Below are 14,839 nucleotides of genomic sequence, written 5' to 3'. Positions count from 1 at the left end.
TGTCCGGAACAGAATGGCAGACGCCGTCCCGTCACTGTGCCAGGCCCGCGCAGCCGTTCAGGGCCTGCCAGGCGGTGTAGGCGCTCTGGGCCTCGGTGCCGTTCAGCGGCCTGGGCAGGCCGGGGCTCTCCAGGACGGCCGGGGCCCAGTCGGCCTTCTGCACCTTGTGGCCCTTGAGCGTCAGGGTGAGGACGCCGCTCTGGCTGGTCGGGCTGCCCGGGGTGAAGCTGTAGAAGACGAAGTTGCCCAGCCCGTAGTGGATGTACTTGTCCTTCTTCTGGGCGTGGAAGCCACCCGCCTGGAGGACGTGCGCGTGGCTTCCGACGACGGCGTCCGCGCCCGCGTCGACGAGCTGGTCGGCGAGGGCCTTCTGGTCATCGGACGGGCAGCTCTGCTTCTCCACGCCCCAGTGCAGGTTGACGATGACGGTGTCGTACTCGTCCTTGGCCTTCTTGACGGCCTCGATGAGCCGCGCCGGCTCCTTCGCCGAGGCGAGACCGGCCTGGGAGTCGGTGGCGGTCCACGCGGAGATCAGGTTGTCGTCCAGCACCTGGGTGGCGCCGAACACCGCGACCTTGGTGCCCTTGACGTCCGCGACGTGCGGGGTGAACGCCTCGGCCGCGTTCGCGCCGATGCCCACGACGGGGAAGCCCTTCTCCTTCGCCGCGTTCAGGGAGTCCTGGAGCCCTTCGGGGCCGTAGTCCATGCCGTGGTTGTTGGCCATCGTCACCACGTCCACCCCGGCCGCCTTCAACGCGTCGAACGCGGTGGAGGGGGCGCGGAAGGTGAACTGCTTGGCGGCCGGGGTGCCGCCCTCGGTGATCGCGGTCTCCAGGTTGACCATCGTGAGGTCGGCCGCGCCGAGCTGCTGGGAGATGGGTCCCAGCGCACTGGACGGGTCGGACAGCCGGGCGGCCAGCCCGTCCTGGAAGTTCACGTCGCCGCCGAACGCCACCGTGATGGGGGCCAGGTCCTTCCCCTCCGCCTCGCCGTCTCCCCCGCACCCCGCGAGTCCGCAACCGGCGAGGGCGAGCACGGTTCCGGCGGCGATCAGTCTGCGCATCATGTCCCCTAGGATGCAGGGCTCTTTATGCTGGTTCGTACCGAGCTCCAGGAAAGGACCAGCGTGGACATCGAACGGATCAGGGAAGAGACGCCCGGCACCAGGACCGCGGTCCACCTGAACGCCGCGGGCTCCGCGCTGACGGCCCGACCCGTCCTCGACGCGGTGGTCGGGCACCTGACCCTGGAGTCCGAGATCGGCGGATACGACGCCGCCGGCCAGGTCGACGACCGGCTGGAGGAGGGGTACACGATCGCGGGCCGGCTGGTCGGCGCGGCCCCCGACGAGATCGCCTTCACCGAGAGCGCGACCCGGGCCTGGGACCAGGCCTTCTACGCCGTCCCCTTCAAGCCGGGCGACCGCGTTCTCACCACGACCAGCGAGTACTCCAGCAGTGTGCTGGCCTACCTCCAGAGCGCCCGGCGGCACGGGACGTCCGTCGAGGTGGTCCCCGACGACGGGAACGGCACCATCGACCTGGAGGCGCTGGAGCGGGAGCTGGCCCGGGGCGGAGTGCGGCTGGTCTCGCTCAACCACATGCCCACCCACGACGGGCTGATCAACCCCGTCGCCGAGGTCGGCGCGCTGGCCCGCGCCCACGGCGCCCTGTTCCTGCTCGACGCCTGCCAGTCGGTCGGCCAGCTGCCGATCGACGTGGACGCCCTGAACGTCGACCTGCTGTCGGCCACCGGCCGCAAGTTCCTGCGCGGTCCCCGCGGCACCGGCTTCCTCTACGTCCGCCGTTCCGTGCTGCCCCAGTTGGAGCCGCAGGTCGTCGACCTGCGCTCGGCCGACCTCACCGGCCCCGACGGCTTCGCCCTCCGGCCCGACGCCCGCCGGTTCGAGAGCTGGGAACGTTCTGTCGCGGGCCAGCTCGGGCTGGTCAAGGCCGCCGAATACGCCCTGGACCTCGGCCTGGACGCGATCGCCGAGCGGGTGCAGGCGCTGGCGGCCCGGCTGCGCACGGCCCTGGCCGACCTGCCCGGCGTCACCGTCCGCGACCGGGGCCTGCACCAGAGCGGGATCGTCACCTTCACCCACGCCCAGCACAGCGCTCACACGCTGGTGGAGCGGCTGGCCGCGGCGGGCGTCGTCGCCAAGGTCTCCGAGCAGACCTACCGCTATGACGAGGGAGTGGCTCCCCGGGCTCGCGTCCGCGCGTCGGTGCACTACTACAACACCGAAGAGGAGCTGGACCGGACGGTGGACGTCCTGGCCTCGCTCCTTTGACCGCTCCCGGGGAGCCGCCTCAGCCGAGGTTGACCGCCAGCGGTCTGCTCGCCTTGGGGGTGTTCGTGCCGAGATGCCGGCGGAACCAGTCGGTCAGCGCGGCGTCGACGCTGACCGCGGCGGTGAGCGGCGCTCTGGGCTCGACGCCGGGTTCCGCGGCCAACGCGTGCCCCATCCGGAAGGTCACCGACTCGGCGGAGGCGGCCCCGGCCTCACCGAGCAGCCGACGCAGCTCCTCGACCTGATCGACGGGGACGAGCAGGTCGCTGGCGCCGCCGACCAGCAGCAGCCTCGGGTCGGCCCGGGCGATGTCGTCGACCCGGTCGGCCAGGTCGAGCCGCTCGGCGATCGCCAGGGTCTCCGGCGTCCAGGAGTAGGCGCCGAGGCGGCGCTCCCTCGCCTCGATCACCCGTTCGGGCCGCCACACCGGGGCGATCAGCGCCGCCGCCGACACCGGGATCCGCTGCTCGGCCAGGACCAGCAGCGCGGCCATCGCGCCCTCGCCGTGCCCGGCCAGCCCGACCGCCCCGTCCCCCAGGCCGAGCGGCTCGCGCAGGGCCGCCACGACCTCGGGCAGCTCGGCGGCGGCACGCTCCACGGTGCTCGCGAGCAGCTGAAGGTAGTCGTGTTCGGCCGGGTCGGGCGACCGCAGGCCCAGGTAGACCCGCCAGACGGGCACGCCCGTCATGGGCAGCGCCGCGGCCATCGCCGCCTCGGTGCGGGGCGGGTCGAAGGCGTGCCAGCAGACGATGAGGCCGTCCCGCGTCGGCGCGTCCACCGCGGTGGGAGGCAACGCGACGAAGGGGACTCCGCCGACGGTTCCACTGCACGGCCATGCCGGCTCTTCCACCGACCCCCGTGCCGGTTCACCCTGTGCCAGTTCGTCACCGGTCATATCCTCATGGTGACATTCACCACGCCGGGACGTCGCGCCAAAGAAGTAATGTCCGGGAATGTAGCCCTGGAGCAGCGGAGCGCCGATCCCCCTACCGGCTCTGCAGGGCGTCCAGCGCGACCGCCTGGGCGATCACCAGACGGCGGTCGATCCTCGGGTCGTGGACCTCCACCACGTACTTGTCCCTCAGGCCGAACTTCTTGACCACCGAGAAGACCGGGTGGGTTCCCCCCGCGGTGAAGTCGAAGTGGTACGGCCAGGCGAACGGCAGGTCGCCCAGGAAGGGGATGAAACCCCAGATCCTTCGCAGGATGGCCACCGTCTGGTTCCGCTCGGTGCCCGTCGTCACGCCCAGGCCCGGCTGCTCCAGATGCCAGGTCGAGCTGGTCAGCGAACGCTTGAAGTCCTTGCGGAAGCTGCCGATCGGCCGGCCCTCGTGGTCGGTGATGTCGTAGGTCGCCCCGAGGTCGATGCGCTGGCGTGCCTTGAACCCGGCCAGCACGTACTGCTTGCTCTCGTCGGTGTAGAGCGTCACCTGCTCCTTGAACGCCAGCCGCTTCTGCTGGGCGAACGCGACGAGGTGCTGCTCGCTCCCGTCCGGACCCGGCGTGTGCACCTCGTACTTGTTCACCATGAGGGTGACGCGCTGGCGCACGAGGAACCGGGTCTGCGCCTGAAGCCAGTTGAAGTCCATTTTAGGAACCTATATGGCTCCCTTGGCTATCTGTCCAGATAGGTGGAGAGATAGTTCTGGATCAGCTCCTTGACCTCGTCGATCACCAGGTCGTCGCCGTCCGGCTCCCGGCGGAAGGCCATCTTGATCAGCGCGTCCGCCGCCTCCACCGCGATGGAGAAGGCCCGCTCCAGCCGCGGGGTGTCGGGCACCCCGGTGGACTGGACGATCAGCTCCCGCAACCGCCGCGCCACCACGGCGTTGTTGTCGGCGGACTCGTCCAGCAGGTGGAGGTCGGCCACGTCGCCGAAGCGCAGGACCCGGAAACCGGGCACCGTCCGGTGCATCTCGACGAAGATGTCGATCGCCTGCCCGACGATCTTCGACCAGCGGTCCATCGAGCCGCCCGCCAGCAGCTCGCCGATGCGCTCGCCGAACTGCTCCAGGTTGCGCAGCGCCAGCGCCTGGGCGACGGCCCGCTTGTCGGGGAAGAACTGGTAGACCGAGCCGATGGCCACGCCTGCCCGCTGGGCGATCCGGGTGGTGGACAGCCCCTCGTAGCCCGACTCGTCGAGGATCTCGGCGCAGGCGTCCAGCATCCGCTGCACCCGCTCGGCGGAGCGGCGCTGGGCCGGCCTTCTGCGTAGTGGCGTCCCTGTCTCGGTCACCCGCACATCATCCCCCGGTCACCGCCCGAGTGCGCAATCCGCTGAAAGGCTTGATACCGATTCGCACCTCGGCTTCCGAAGGACGCGAGAAGGGCGGGCACCCCGAGGGGATGCCCGCCCTTCTCGCGCCTCAGGCGCCCAGCGCCTTCATGATCATCGGCCAGGCGAGCTTGTACTCGCGGTTCCACCAGGGCCAGCTGTGCAGGCCGTCCCCGTACAGGTGCACGGTGGCGGGAATGTTCATCGCCTTGAGGCGGGCCGCGAGGTCCTCGTTGGTCATGCCGATGAGCTTCTCGCTGATCGAGCCCGCCACGTAGGCCTTGACGACCTCGACGGCGTCCCCGTCCTTCTGCTCGAAGACTTCCTCCGGGGTGAGGTCCAGCTCACCGACCAGGCCCGTCGTGCCGGAGGAGAGGTAGACGCCGGTGCCGCGCAGGTCGCCGGCGTTGACGTACGGGTCGTGCTCCAGCCAGTTCCAGCGGTCCCAGAGCGGGTCGCCCAGCTTGCCGTAGGGATCGGGGTTCTCGGTGGAGCCGTCGATCATGTCCGACAGCAGCATGATGGTGGGGACGCCCGGCTTCGTGATGTGTGCCAGGCCGCTGTAGGAGGCCGCGTACTTGTAGAAGCCGGGATTGCGGGTGGCGTACATCAGCGCGCCCGACCCGCCGGAGGACAGTCCCATGACCGCGCGGTCGGTGCCGCCCCGGAAGTTGCGCTCGACGAGCTGGGTCAGCTCCCTGGTGTGGAAGGTCTCCCACTTGGGGTTGCCGCCCCTGCCGCCGTTGTACCAGTCGACGAAGCCCCCGCCCTTGCCCGAGTCGGGCATGACGACGATGACGTCGTCGTCCTTGGAGGTCTCCTCGATGTCGGTCTTGTCGGTCCAGATGGTGTAGGTGTCGGGCCCGCCGGAGAGCGCGTAGAGCACCGGCCACGTCCGGGCGGCGTCCCTGCTCCACCCCTCGGGCACCAGGATCCGCGCCTGCGGGTCCATTCCGGTGACCCCTGGCGTGTCGATCGTGATGTCGACGGTGCGCTCGTCCACCCAGCGCTCGTCCGTGATCCTCGCCCCGCTGTCGGCCGTCGTGTACCCGGCCGCCGGAGGCCCGGGCTCCGCGGCCGCCGGCGCCGCCGACAGCCCCAGCCCCAGGGCCGCCACCGCGCCGGTCACCAGCCGCCCGAACTCTCGAAGCTTCACCTTGTAGCACGCACCGTTCTCACCAGCCGGTTTCCATGGTTACCAGGAAGTAGAGCGCAACATATCGGACACCCTGGACAGTTTGAAGCACACCAAGTTGCAAATCGGTACCCTTCCGACCTCGTTTTCCTCACTCCCCTACGAATCACCTCTTCTTCGCACCTCCCCTTGTCCGTCACATCCCGTCACATGAACCCCTTAACGAGAACAGCGCCACAGGCGTCCCCGGCGACACGCCGTCCCGAATGCGGTCCCGCACACACGAACGCCCCCACCGGAAGCATCCGGCGGGGGCGTTAGGAGAGCCGGTCAGGGCTCCTGGCCGACCTTCGGGACCAAGGCGACGCGGAGTTCGGTGGATTCGTAGGTGACCTCGCCGTGCTTGAAGCGGGCCTTCATCTTGGCCGGAGGAGTCCAGGGAACGGGAACTGCCGGGTTGGTCTCGCCGCCCGGAGGGTCGAAGGAGGTCTCGTAGTCGATGATCGTGCGTTCGCCGAGGAAACGGTAGGTGACGGCGTCGAAGATCAGTTCCTGGCGCGTGCCGTGCCAGCTCTGGCCCACCGCCACTCCCTTGCGGCCGGCGAGGTCGGTGACGTCCCGGGTGACGGTGACTCCGGGGATCCTGGAGGCGGCGGCGAACAGGGCCGCACGCGCCTTCGGGGGGACATAGCTCTCACGGATGGCGCTGCCCACCGTGTCGAAGGCCTGGACGTCCGGAGGGTTGTCGCCCTGGCTGTTGTCGTAGAGCCACCGGTACATGGCGTCCGGGGTGGTGGGCAGATCGGACCGGTACTTGCTGTCAGAACGGCAGCCGGGGTCGTCATCCGGCGGATTGTTCACATCGACTTTCTGGGGGAAGCCGTTGCACAGCCAGATCTCCCCCCAGCCGGGATGTCCGGGCTGCGGCTGGTCAGAGAAGGATTTGTCGGTCGTGCGCAGAAGGCCGGCTCTCTTGGCGTCGACGGCGAACCAGGTCTTGCGGTAGAAGGTGCCGCGCCCTTTCGCCTCATGGATCTTGGACTCGAAGTAGAGGTAATGATCGGGCTTCGGGGCGAGTTCGGGTTCGTCCGAGGCGGCTCGGGACGCGCGCTCCAGGACCTCGGTGGCGGATATCAACTGGAGCGGTACGGCACTCGGCCGGACGGAAGGGGAGCGGACCGGGTCGCCGGGAGAGGCGACCAGGACGGTGGCGGCGACGCCTCCGGCCACGGCCACCGCCGTACCGGCGAGGAGACCGCCGAAAAGGAGGCGCCGGGAGCGCTTGCGCGGCGGGGCGCCGATCTCTGACATCAGATGGTTCCTCCGGGTCTGCAGATCAGGCAGGTCCCGCCGAGGAGGCAGAGAGCTCATGACAGTTCCTCCCTAAGTGCGCTGTTTCTCCTTTTGTGTCCGGGTGCCGGAGGCGGTTCCTTCAACTTCGCGCGGATGCGGCTGAGGCGGGAGCGGACGGTGCCCACGGGAATGCCGAGGGCGGTGGCGGCCTCGGTGTAGGTGAGTTCCTCCCAGACGCACAGGGACAGGAGCTCCTGGTCCCGGCGGGGAAGGTGTCTGACCTGCTCGAGGACCTCGCGCATGCGACGCTGGTCGTCCAGGCGGGCGGCCACCAGGTCGGCGTCCTCCTCCGGCCGGACGGGCTCCGGAAGGCGGGAGAGAGCGGCGCCGTACCGGCGGAGCGAGCGCTGGTGGTTGCGCAGGACGTTGGTCGCCACCCCGTACAGCCACGGGAGAAGGGAGCCTTCGTCCATGCGGACCTGCCCGCGGCGGCGCCAGGTCTCCAGGAAGACGACCGAGGCGAGGTCCTCCGCCGCCGACCAGTCGGCCGTGCGGCGGAAGCAGTAGTTGTAGATGGCGCGGCCGTGGCGGGCGAACAGTTCTCCGAAAGCCTGCTCGTCCCCCGCCAGGGCCGCGCCCCACAACTCGGGATCGGTCCTGCCGTGAAGGGTCACATTCCCCTTGTGTCCGTTACCTGAAGAGAGTTCCGGGCTTTCACCGCGAACCTTGCCAGAGCACGGCCGGACAGGAGGTCATCCGGGTTCGTGAATCAGGTCCGCGACGCCATCCCGCTCACTAGCCTTACTTCTCTCTACAACCGCGATGACCTGGGCGGATGCCACTAAGATGACCGGTACCAACAAGCGCTAACACGACAAATTGATCAATGAGGCTCGCGCCAGAGGATGGGCTGTCATAGAACCTTCAGGGCGGGGGTATCCAAAGAGGTGGCCTTGACGGCCGCTGCGACTGCTGGAACGTGGAGGACTGATGAAGTACTCGACCTTGCTGAAGGTCAGCCCCCCTGGCGGCTCGCAGAACACCGACGTGGCCTTCGACCAGCTCATGGACGCCCTCGTCGGCATCGAGGAGGCCGATCCGTTCGTGGAGGACGTCGACCTGGGTGCCGATCTCCACGCGGGCTGGATCGAAGTCCGCATGCTCGTCACCGCCGCCGACCAGGGGGAAGCCGCCATGCACGCCTTCACCGCGCTCCGCACGGCCATCCATGCCCTGGGAGGGATCACCCGCGGCTGGGACACCGAAACGTACTCCCTCCAGGTCTCCCCGGCAGCTACCCCCGTCTCCGCATGAGACTTGCATGTGAACGCCTCCGCAGGGCCACCTGCGGAGGCGTTCTTCCGTAGAGCCCTATCTCAGCGGAAGGTCTGCCAGAGGCGCTCGGCCTCCGGCTGCTTCAGGACGAGGCGGTTCGGGTCGCCGGGGGCCGGCTTCCATGGAACGGTGAGGAAGGCGGTCGACTGGCTCCCGTCCCGTTTGAGGACACGGAGGATCTCCAGAGCCCTGACGGCCGTCAGTTTCTTGTCCGCCTCCACCCCGGAGACCCCTTCCCGGACCAGCCGCATCAGCGCCGCCGGGTCGCCGAGCAAGGCGTGCAGTTTCTTCACCGCGGCCTGCATCACCTGCTGCTGCCGTTCGATGCGCTTCAGATCCGAGCCGTCACCGAGACCATACCGGGCGCGGGCGTAGGCGAGCGCCTGCTCCCCGTTCAGCGTCTGGAACCCGGATCGGAGCCGGAGCTTCGCCTTGGGGTCCTCCACGTCCTTCTGGATGAGAACTTCCACCCCGCCCAAGGCGTCGATCACCCGCTTGAAGCTCTTGAAGTCGAAGACGACGGTGTGATCGAGAGTGATCCCGGCCAGGTTCTCGACGGTCTTACGAGTGCACTCCACACCCCCGTCGGTGAAGGACTGGTTGATCATCGTCCTGCGGCCGGGCACCGTCTCGCCGTCTCGGCCCCGGCAGTCCGGGACGTCCACGACGACATCGCGCGGGACACTGGCCACCAGTACCTCCCGACCGTCGGCGGGGATGTGCGCGACGATGATCGTGTCGGAACGGGACCGCGCCTTCCGCCCACCCGACCGCTGGTCCGTGCCGAGCACCAGGATGTTCAGGTCCTTGGCCGGTTTCGGGTCCTCGCCGACATCCGTACCGACCAGACTGTCCAGCTGGTCCACTTCACCGGTGAGCATCAGTCTCGGCACCAGGAGCGCCGAAGCCGTGACGGCGGCGGCGACGCCCAGGACGAGCCAGCCCCTCGGCCCGGACAGCCTGCCGCGGCGCCTCCCGTACATGCGGTCCCGTTGCCGGACGAGCGAAGCGGGGGGTTCGTGTTCCAGATCGCGGCCGAGGTCGCGCAGCATCTTCAGGTCGTCCATCGTCACTCTCCTTCCAGCGGGTTGACCTCGCCCAGCGCGGCGCGGACCTTGCGTCTGGCGCGGTTGAGCCGGGACCGGACGGTCCCGATCGGAATGTTCAGCGCCCGCGCGACCTCCTCGTAGGTGAAGTCGCCCCAGGCCACGAGCAGCAGCACGTCCCGGTCTCCGGCGGACAGGGAGGCCAGCGCCAGCACCAGTTCGCCGCGTGACGCCTGTGCCGTCACGCCCGAGGCGACGCGGTCGGCGGGCGATTCCACGTGGACGGCGGGCGGGGCGCTGCGCTCCCAAGCCCGGTAGCGGGCGGCTTCACGCCGATGGTGGCGGGAGATGAGCTTGGTGAGGATGCCGAACAGCCACGGACGGGCGTCGGTGTAGTCCGGGTCGTACTTGGCCCGTTTGGCGAAGGCGATCGCGAACGTGTCGCCCACCAGGTCCTCGGCGCTTTCCGGGCCGAGACGACGTGAGGTATAGCGGTAGAGCAGGCCCGAGTAGCGGTCGAAGAGTTCCGCGAACGCCTCGGGCCGCCGCAGCGATTCCGCGATCAGCGCCGAGTCGTCCGATCGCACAGACGTCACCATGCCATCGCCGGCCTTCCGTAGGGGGCAGGTTCCACCGGTATCTCGCCACAACTCACGAAAGGGGTTCACGATGCAGATCGCCGTCTGCGGTCCGGCCGATCCGCGGCCCGAGGACGTGACGCACGCGTTCGAGGCGGGGCGGCTGCTCGCCGGGCACGGGGCGACCGTCCTGTGCGGAGGTTACGGCGGGGTCATGGAGGCCGCCGCGCGGGGCGCCTGGGAGGCGGGCGGGACGACGGTGGGGGTGCTCTCGGGTGCCGACGACACGGGGGCGAACCCCTACCTGACCGTGAAGATATCCACAGGCATGGGAGAGGCCCGCAACGTGGTCCTGGTACGTTCGGCGCTGGCGGTGATCATCATCGGCGGCTCGTGGGGGACGTTGTCGGAGCTGGCACTGGCCCGGCGGATGGACGTCCCGGTGGTCTCGCTGGGCGGCTGGCGGGTGCTGGACGCGTGGGGCGAGCCCGTCGAGGGCGTTCTGGCGGCCGGGGACGCGGCGGAGGCCGTGCGGCTCGCTCTGTTGAAGAGAAGGGGGTAAATGGTTACATACCTCTATGACCCGAATCGCGTTCAGGACGTGTCCGCTGTGTGAGGCCCTGTGCGGCCTGGAGCTCACCATGGACGGCGACGACAAAGTCGTCAAGGTGCGCGGTGACAAGAACGACCCGTTCAGCAAGGGCTTCATCTGCCCCAAGGGCGCGAGTTTCGGGCGCCTCGACAACGACCCCGACAAACTGACGGCACCGCTCGTCGACGGAGCCGAGGCCGGCTGGGACGAGGCCTTCGCGACCGCGGGCCGCGAACTGCGCCGGATCATCGAGACCTACGGCAAGGACTCCGTGGCCGTCTATCTGGGCAACCCCAGCGCGCACAGCGTCGCGGGCGGGCTCTACGGATCGATGATCATCAAGGGCGTCGGCACGAAGAACTCCTACAGCGCCAGCACCTCCGACCAGATGCCCAAGCACGTCAGCTCGGGCTACATGCTCGGCGACCCGCTGGCCATCCCGGTCCCCGACCTGGACCGCACCTCCTACCTGCTGATGCTGGGCGCCAACCCGCTGGAGTCCAACGGCAGCCTCTGCTCGGCCCCCGACTTCCCGGGCCGTCTGAAGACGCTGCGCCGCCGCGGCGGGCGCCTCGTCGTGGTGGACCCGCGCCGCACCCGCACGGCCGAGCTGGCCGACCGGCACGTCCCGCTCCGTCCGGGCGCCGACGCCTGGTTCCTGCTCTCCCTCGTCCACACCCTGTTCGCCGAGGGCCTCACCCGGCTCCGCCACGAGGTGGACGGCCTGGAGCAGCTGCGCGAGCTCGCCGGGGAGTTCTCCCCCGAGGCCACCGAGCCGGTCACCGGGGTCCCCGCGCAGACCGTCAAGGAGATCGCCCGCGAGCTGGCGGCCGCCGACCCCGCCGTCGTCTACGGCCGGATCGGCACCTGCACCCAGGAGTTCGGCACCCTGGCGAGCTGGCTGATCGACGCGCTGAACGTGCTCACCGGCAACCTGGACCGGCCCGGCGGCGCGATGTTCCCCAAGGCCGCCCACGCGTTCGGCAGGCGTTCCCGCCCCTACCGGACGGGCCGCTGGCACAGCCGGGTCCGCGGGCTGCCGGAGGTCAACGGGGAGTTCCCGGTCGCCACCCTCGCCGAGGAGATCGAGACCGAGGGCGAAGGCCAGATCAAGGCGCTGATCACGATCGGCGGCAACCCCGTCCTGTCCGCGCCGAACGGCGACCGGATCGGCCGGGCGCTGGAGAACCTGGAGTTCATGGTCAGCGTCGACCCGTACGTCAATGAGACCACACGCCACGCCGACGTCGTCCTGCCGCCGCCCCCGCACACCCGCACGCCGCACTACGACCTGGCACTGCTGGGGTTCACCGTCCGCAACTACGTGCGCTACTCTCCGCCCGCCGCCGACCGGGGCGACCGGCCGTCCGAGTCGCAGATCCTGGCCCGGCTGGCGGGCGAGCTGACCGGGATGAGCCCACAGGACGTGGACGAGTTCGTCATCCAGACCACCCTGAAGAAGGCGGGCCGGGAGGACCTGCGGGCCGAGCTGGGCCCGCCGAACGCCGAGACCAGGCTGGACATGATGCTGCGTCTCGGCCCCTACGGCCTCACCCTGGAGGAGACGGTCGGCGGCCTGGACCTCGGCCCGCTCCAGCCCCGGCTGGAGGAGGTCATGGTCCTCGACCGCATCGACCTGTGCCCCGAACTGTTCGCCAAGGACCTGGAGCGGCTCCGCGCCGCCCGTCCCGCCGACGGTTTCGTGCTGATCGGCCGCCGCCACCTGCGCTCCAACAACAGCTGGATGCACAACATCTCCGAGCTGGTGGGCGGTTCCAACACCTGCACGCTGCGGCTGAACCCCGAGGACGCCGCGGAGCTGGGCGTCGCGAAGGGCGACCTCGTCCGGATCACCTCCCGGACGGGCGAGGTCGAGGCGCCGGCCGAGCCGAACGACGAGATCATGCGGGGCGTGGTGAGCCTGCCGCACGGCTGGGGGCACTCCAGGCCGGGCACCAGGACTCAGGTGGCCTCCGCCAACGCCGGGGTGAGCGTCAACTCCCTGACGGACGAGCAGGAGATCGACGTCCTGTCCGGTAATGCGGTCTTCAACGGGGTTCCTGTGCGACTGGAGCGAATCGGCTGACCCGCCTGTCTGGGGGGCGACCCCCAGACCCCCGCGATGCCGGATCAGCCGATCCTCGCTTCGCTGCGGTCGTCTGACCTGCCCGTCTGGGGGGCGACCCCCAGACCCCCGCGATGCCGGGTCAACCGATCCTCGCTTCGCTGCGGTCGTCTGACCCGCCTGTCACCGTTATCCCTCTGCCCGGAAGGGGAACGTCTTCGAGAAGGTGGATGACCGTCGAAGAGCCTGCGTCAGGCAGATGGGATGTCAGCCAGTGAATCGCGAACGAGCAGGCAGGATCACCAAGAACGGGGCCCGGACCGCTTCCAGGGCCCACCCGGTGGCGCTCGCGGAGCGCCTGGAGCTGGATTCGACCCTGGACGGTCCGATCCGGGTGCTCTCCAAAGCGCTCCGCAAGGCCCTGCCTCCCGGCCCTCTGCGCAACGTCCTGCACGGAGTGCAGTTCGGGCATCCCGTGCACGCGCCCCTGACCGACCTTCCCATCGGGGCCTACTGCTCGACCGCCCTGCTGGACCTCTTCCCCGGCACCCAGCGGGCCTCCCGCATCCTGCTCACCATGGGGCTGGCCTCCACGGTGCCGACGGTGCTCACCGGCCTGGCCGACTGGTCGAGCCTGCACCGCGAGCAGCAGCGGGTCGGCCTGGCCCACGCGCTGGGCATGGCCGCCACCAACCTGCTGTACGGGGCCTCCCTGCTGGCCCGGATGCGCGGCGAGCACGCGACGGGCAGGGTGCTGGGCTTCATGGGGCTCACCAGCATGATGGCGGGCAGCTATCTGGGCGGGCACCTGGCCTTCCGCCAGGCCGCGGGGGCCAACCACGCCCCCTCGATCACCCATCTCGTCCCGCTGGGCTGGCACGACCTGTGCCGGCTGGAGGACCTTCCGGACGGCTGGCCGGTGCACCGCTCCCTGGGCTACATCGACCTCTTCGTGCTGCGTCTGGGGGACGAGGTCCGGGTCCTGGCCGACGCCTGCGCCCATCTGGCGGGCCCGCTGCACCAGGGCCGGGTGGTGCGGGTGCGGGACGAGATCTGCGTGGTCTGCCCCTGGCACGGCAGCACCTTCCGGGTGGACGACGGCTCGGTCGTCGACGGGCCCGCCACCAGCCGCCAGCCGGCCTTCGACACCAGGATCAGCGAGACGGGGACCGTGCAGGTCCGCCCGATCTAGGGCCCGGGCGGCCGGTCAGTCCTCGGCGTCGCCGTCCACCGGGTGCTCGACCAGGGCCACGACCCGGCTGGCCATGAACCGCGCGGTGCGCACCGGGGTGCCCGTGCGGGTGACCTCGCTGACCTCGATCACCCCGCGCCGGTTGCTGATCTCCACCCGCCGTCCGGCCTTGGTGGCGACGACGTCGTAGGTCCGGAGCGTCTCCCCGCCGGACTCGACCACGATCTCGACCCTGTCGCCCTTCACGGGCCGTCCTTAGAACTCATATTCGAGTTCTACCCGGCGAGCAGCTTCACAATCGCCACAAGACCGACACAGACAATGAAACCGCGCAGCGCCCAGGGCGGAAGCCTCCTGCCCACCGAGGCGCCGGTGTAGCCGCCGATGGTCGCACCGAGGGCGATCAGGCCCACCACCGCCCAGTCGACCTCGGCGATGATGGTGAAGAGCACGGCCGCCGTCGCGTTGACGACCCCGGCCAGCGCGTTCTTGATCCCGTTGACGGTCTGCATGTCGTCGGGGAGGAAGATCCCCAGCAGCGAGATCAGCAGGATGCCCTGCGCCGCTCCGAAGTAGCCGCCGTAGACCCCGGCCAGGCAGACCAGGATCCACAGCAGCGGCCCGCCGTGCCCGACCTCGCCCTTGCGCCGCTTGTGCACCCACCCGTTGAGCCGGGGCTGGACCAGCACCAGCACCAGCGCGACCGCGATCAGCACCGGGACGATCATCTGGAACGCCGACTCGGGCAGCTTCAGCAGCAGCAGCCCGCCGACCAGGGCGCCGAGCAGCGATCCCGCGCCCAGCCTCAGCAGCCGCCCGCCCTGCCCCGCCAGCTCCCGCCGGTAGCCCCAGCAGGAGGCGATGGAGCCGGGCACCAGCCCGATGTTGTTGGAGACGTTCGCCAGGACCGGCGGATAACCCAGCGCCACCAGCGTCGGGAAGGTGATCAGCGAACCCGATCCCACGACGGCGTTGATCCCGCCCGCTGCCGTACCCGCCGCGAAGATCGCGATCGCTTCCCACGGTGTCATGCCG

General features: G+C 69.7%; 16 protein-coding genes. 5 read left to right on the top strand and 11 right to left on the bottom strand.

Going from position 1 to position 14,839, the window contains the following annotated elements; genetic code table 11:
- Window positions 1-31: 31 nt before the first annotated feature.
- Window positions 32-1,066 (bottom strand): CapA family protein, encoded by a 1,035-nt coding sequence (locus tag ABGB12_RS18800; protein WP_347679598.1) that lies wholly within the window; start codon window positions 1,064-1,066, stop codon window positions 32-34.
- Window positions 1,067-1,126: 60 nt separating this feature from the next.
- Between ABGB12_RS18800 and ABGB12_RS18795 the strand changes: the two genes are divergently transcribed.
- Window positions 1,127-2,293: an aminotransferase class V-fold PLP-dependent enzyme gene (locus tag ABGB12_RS18795; RefSeq protein WP_347679596.1), complete on the top strand. Its 1,167-nt coding sequence runs from the start codon at window positions 1,127-1,129 to the stop codon at window positions 2,291-2,293.
- A 19-nt stretch (window positions 2,294-2,312) separates the two neighbouring features.
- Here the strand turns inward: ABGB12_RS18795 and ABGB12_RS18790 are convergent, their stop codons facing one another.
- From ABGB12_RS18790 to ABGB12_RS18765, 6 genes are all read right to left on the bottom strand, one after another.
- The gene (locus tag ABGB12_RS18790; RefSeq protein WP_347679594.1) at window positions 2,313-3,188 is read right to left on the bottom strand and encodes a hypothetical protein; all 876 of its coding nucleotides are present in this window, start codon (window positions 3,186-3,188) and stop codon (window positions 2,313-2,315) included.
- 91 nt (window positions 3,189-3,279) lie between these two features.
- Window positions 3,280-3,882, bottom strand: a complete 603-nt coding sequence (locus ABGB12_RS18785) for a hypothetical protein (RefSeq protein ID WP_347679592.1) — start codon at window positions 3,880-3,882, stop codon at window positions 3,280-3,282.
- A 26-nt stretch (window positions 3,883-3,908) separates the two neighbouring features.
- Complete coding sequence (locus tag ABGB12_RS18780; RefSeq protein WP_347679590.1) at window positions 3,909-4,529, bottom strand: TetR/AcrR family transcriptional regulator; 621 nt, start codon at window positions 4,527-4,529, stop codon at window positions 3,909-3,911.
- A gap of 130 nt (window positions 4,530-4,659) precedes the next feature.
- Window positions 4,660-5,724, bottom strand: a complete 1,065-nt coding sequence (locus ABGB12_RS18775) for an alpha/beta hydrolase family protein (protein WP_347679588.1) — start codon at window positions 5,722-5,724, stop codon at window positions 4,660-4,662.
- A gap of 309 nt (window positions 5,725-6,033) precedes the next feature.
- On the bottom strand, window positions 6,034-7,074 hold the full coding sequence (locus ABGB12_RS18770; RefSeq protein WP_347679586.1) for a CU044_5270 family protein: 1,041 nt from the start codon (window positions 7,072-7,074) through the stop codon (window positions 6,034-6,036).
- Complete coding sequence (locus ABGB12_RS18765) at window positions 7,071-7,670, bottom strand: RNA polymerase sigma factor (RefSeq protein WP_347679584.1); 600 nt, start codon at window positions 7,668-7,670, stop codon at window positions 7,071-7,073. The genes ABGB12_RS18770 and ABGB12_RS18765 overlap by 4 nt, the downstream gene beginning before the upstream one ends.
- 316 nt (window positions 7,671-7,986) lie before the next feature.
- Here ABGB12_RS18765 and ABGB12_RS18760 point away from each other — a divergent pair, with 316 nt between their 5' ends.
- The gene (locus ABGB12_RS18760; protein ID WP_347679582.1) at window positions 7,987-8,310 is read left to right on the top strand and encodes a hypothetical protein; all 324 of its coding nucleotides are present in this window, start codon (window positions 7,987-7,989) and stop codon (window positions 8,308-8,310) included.
- Between the two features lie 62 nt (window positions 8,311-8,372).
- Here ABGB12_RS18760 and ABGB12_RS18755 read toward each other — a convergent pair whose 3' ends face one another.
- On the bottom strand, window positions 8,373-9,398 hold the full coding sequence (locus ABGB12_RS18755; RefSeq protein WP_347679580.1) for an LCP family protein: 1,026 nt from the start codon (window positions 9,396-9,398) through the stop codon (window positions 8,373-8,375).
- A 2-nt stretch (window positions 9,399-9,400) separates the two neighbouring features.
- On the bottom strand, window positions 9,401-9,964 hold the full coding sequence (locus ABGB12_RS18750; protein WP_347679578.1) for a sigma-70 family RNA polymerase sigma factor: 564 nt from the start codon (window positions 9,962-9,964) through the stop codon (window positions 9,401-9,403).
- An 82-nt stretch (window positions 9,965-10,046) separates the two neighbouring features.
- On the opposite strand from ABGB12_RS18750, the gene ABGB12_RS18745 reads away from it, so the two are divergent.
- From ABGB12_RS18745 to ABGB12_RS18735, 3 genes are all read left to right on the top strand, one after another.
- The gene (locus ABGB12_RS18745) at window positions 10,047-10,517 is read left to right on the top strand and encodes a TIGR00725 family protein (protein ID WP_347679576.1); all 471 of its coding nucleotides are present in this window, start codon (window positions 10,047-10,049) and stop codon (window positions 10,515-10,517) included.
- A 16-nt stretch (window positions 10,518-10,533) separates the two neighbouring features.
- Window positions 10,534-12,633 carry a molybdopterin oxidoreductase family protein gene (locus ABGB12_RS18740; RefSeq protein ID WP_347679574.1) on the top strand — a complete coding sequence of 700 codons (2,100 nt, stop codon included), beginning with the start codon at window positions 10,534-10,536 and terminating at the stop codon, window positions 12,631-12,633.
- A gap of 253 nt (window positions 12,634-12,886) precedes the next feature.
- Entirely contained in the window at window positions 12,887-13,804 is a 918-nt protein-coding gene (locus ABGB12_RS18735) for a Rieske (2Fe-2S) protein (protein WP_347679572.1), read from the top strand.
- Between the two features lie 15 nt (window positions 13,805-13,819).
- Here ABGB12_RS18735 and ABGB12_RS18730 read toward each other — a convergent pair whose 3' ends face one another.
- Window positions 13,820-14,050: a hypothetical protein gene (locus ABGB12_RS18730; protein ID WP_347679570.1), complete on the bottom strand. Its 231-nt coding sequence runs from the start codon at window positions 14,048-14,050 to the stop codon at window positions 13,820-13,822.
- A gap of 29 nt (window positions 14,051-14,079) precedes the next feature.
- Window positions 14,080-14,835: a sulfite exporter TauE/SafE family protein gene (locus tag ABGB12_RS18725; RefSeq protein WP_347679568.1), complete on the bottom strand. Its 756-nt coding sequence runs from the start codon at window positions 14,833-14,835 to the stop codon at window positions 14,080-14,082.
- Between the last annotated feature and the right edge of the window lie 4 nt (window positions 14,836-14,839).

It is taken from the genome of Actinocorallia sp. B10E7 (assembly GCF_039871655.1).
Taxonomy (GTDB): Bacteria; Actinomycetota; Actinomycetes; order Streptosporangiales; family Streptosporangiaceae; genus Actinocorallia.
This window is presented reverse-complemented; position numbering and strand designations above follow the sequence as displayed.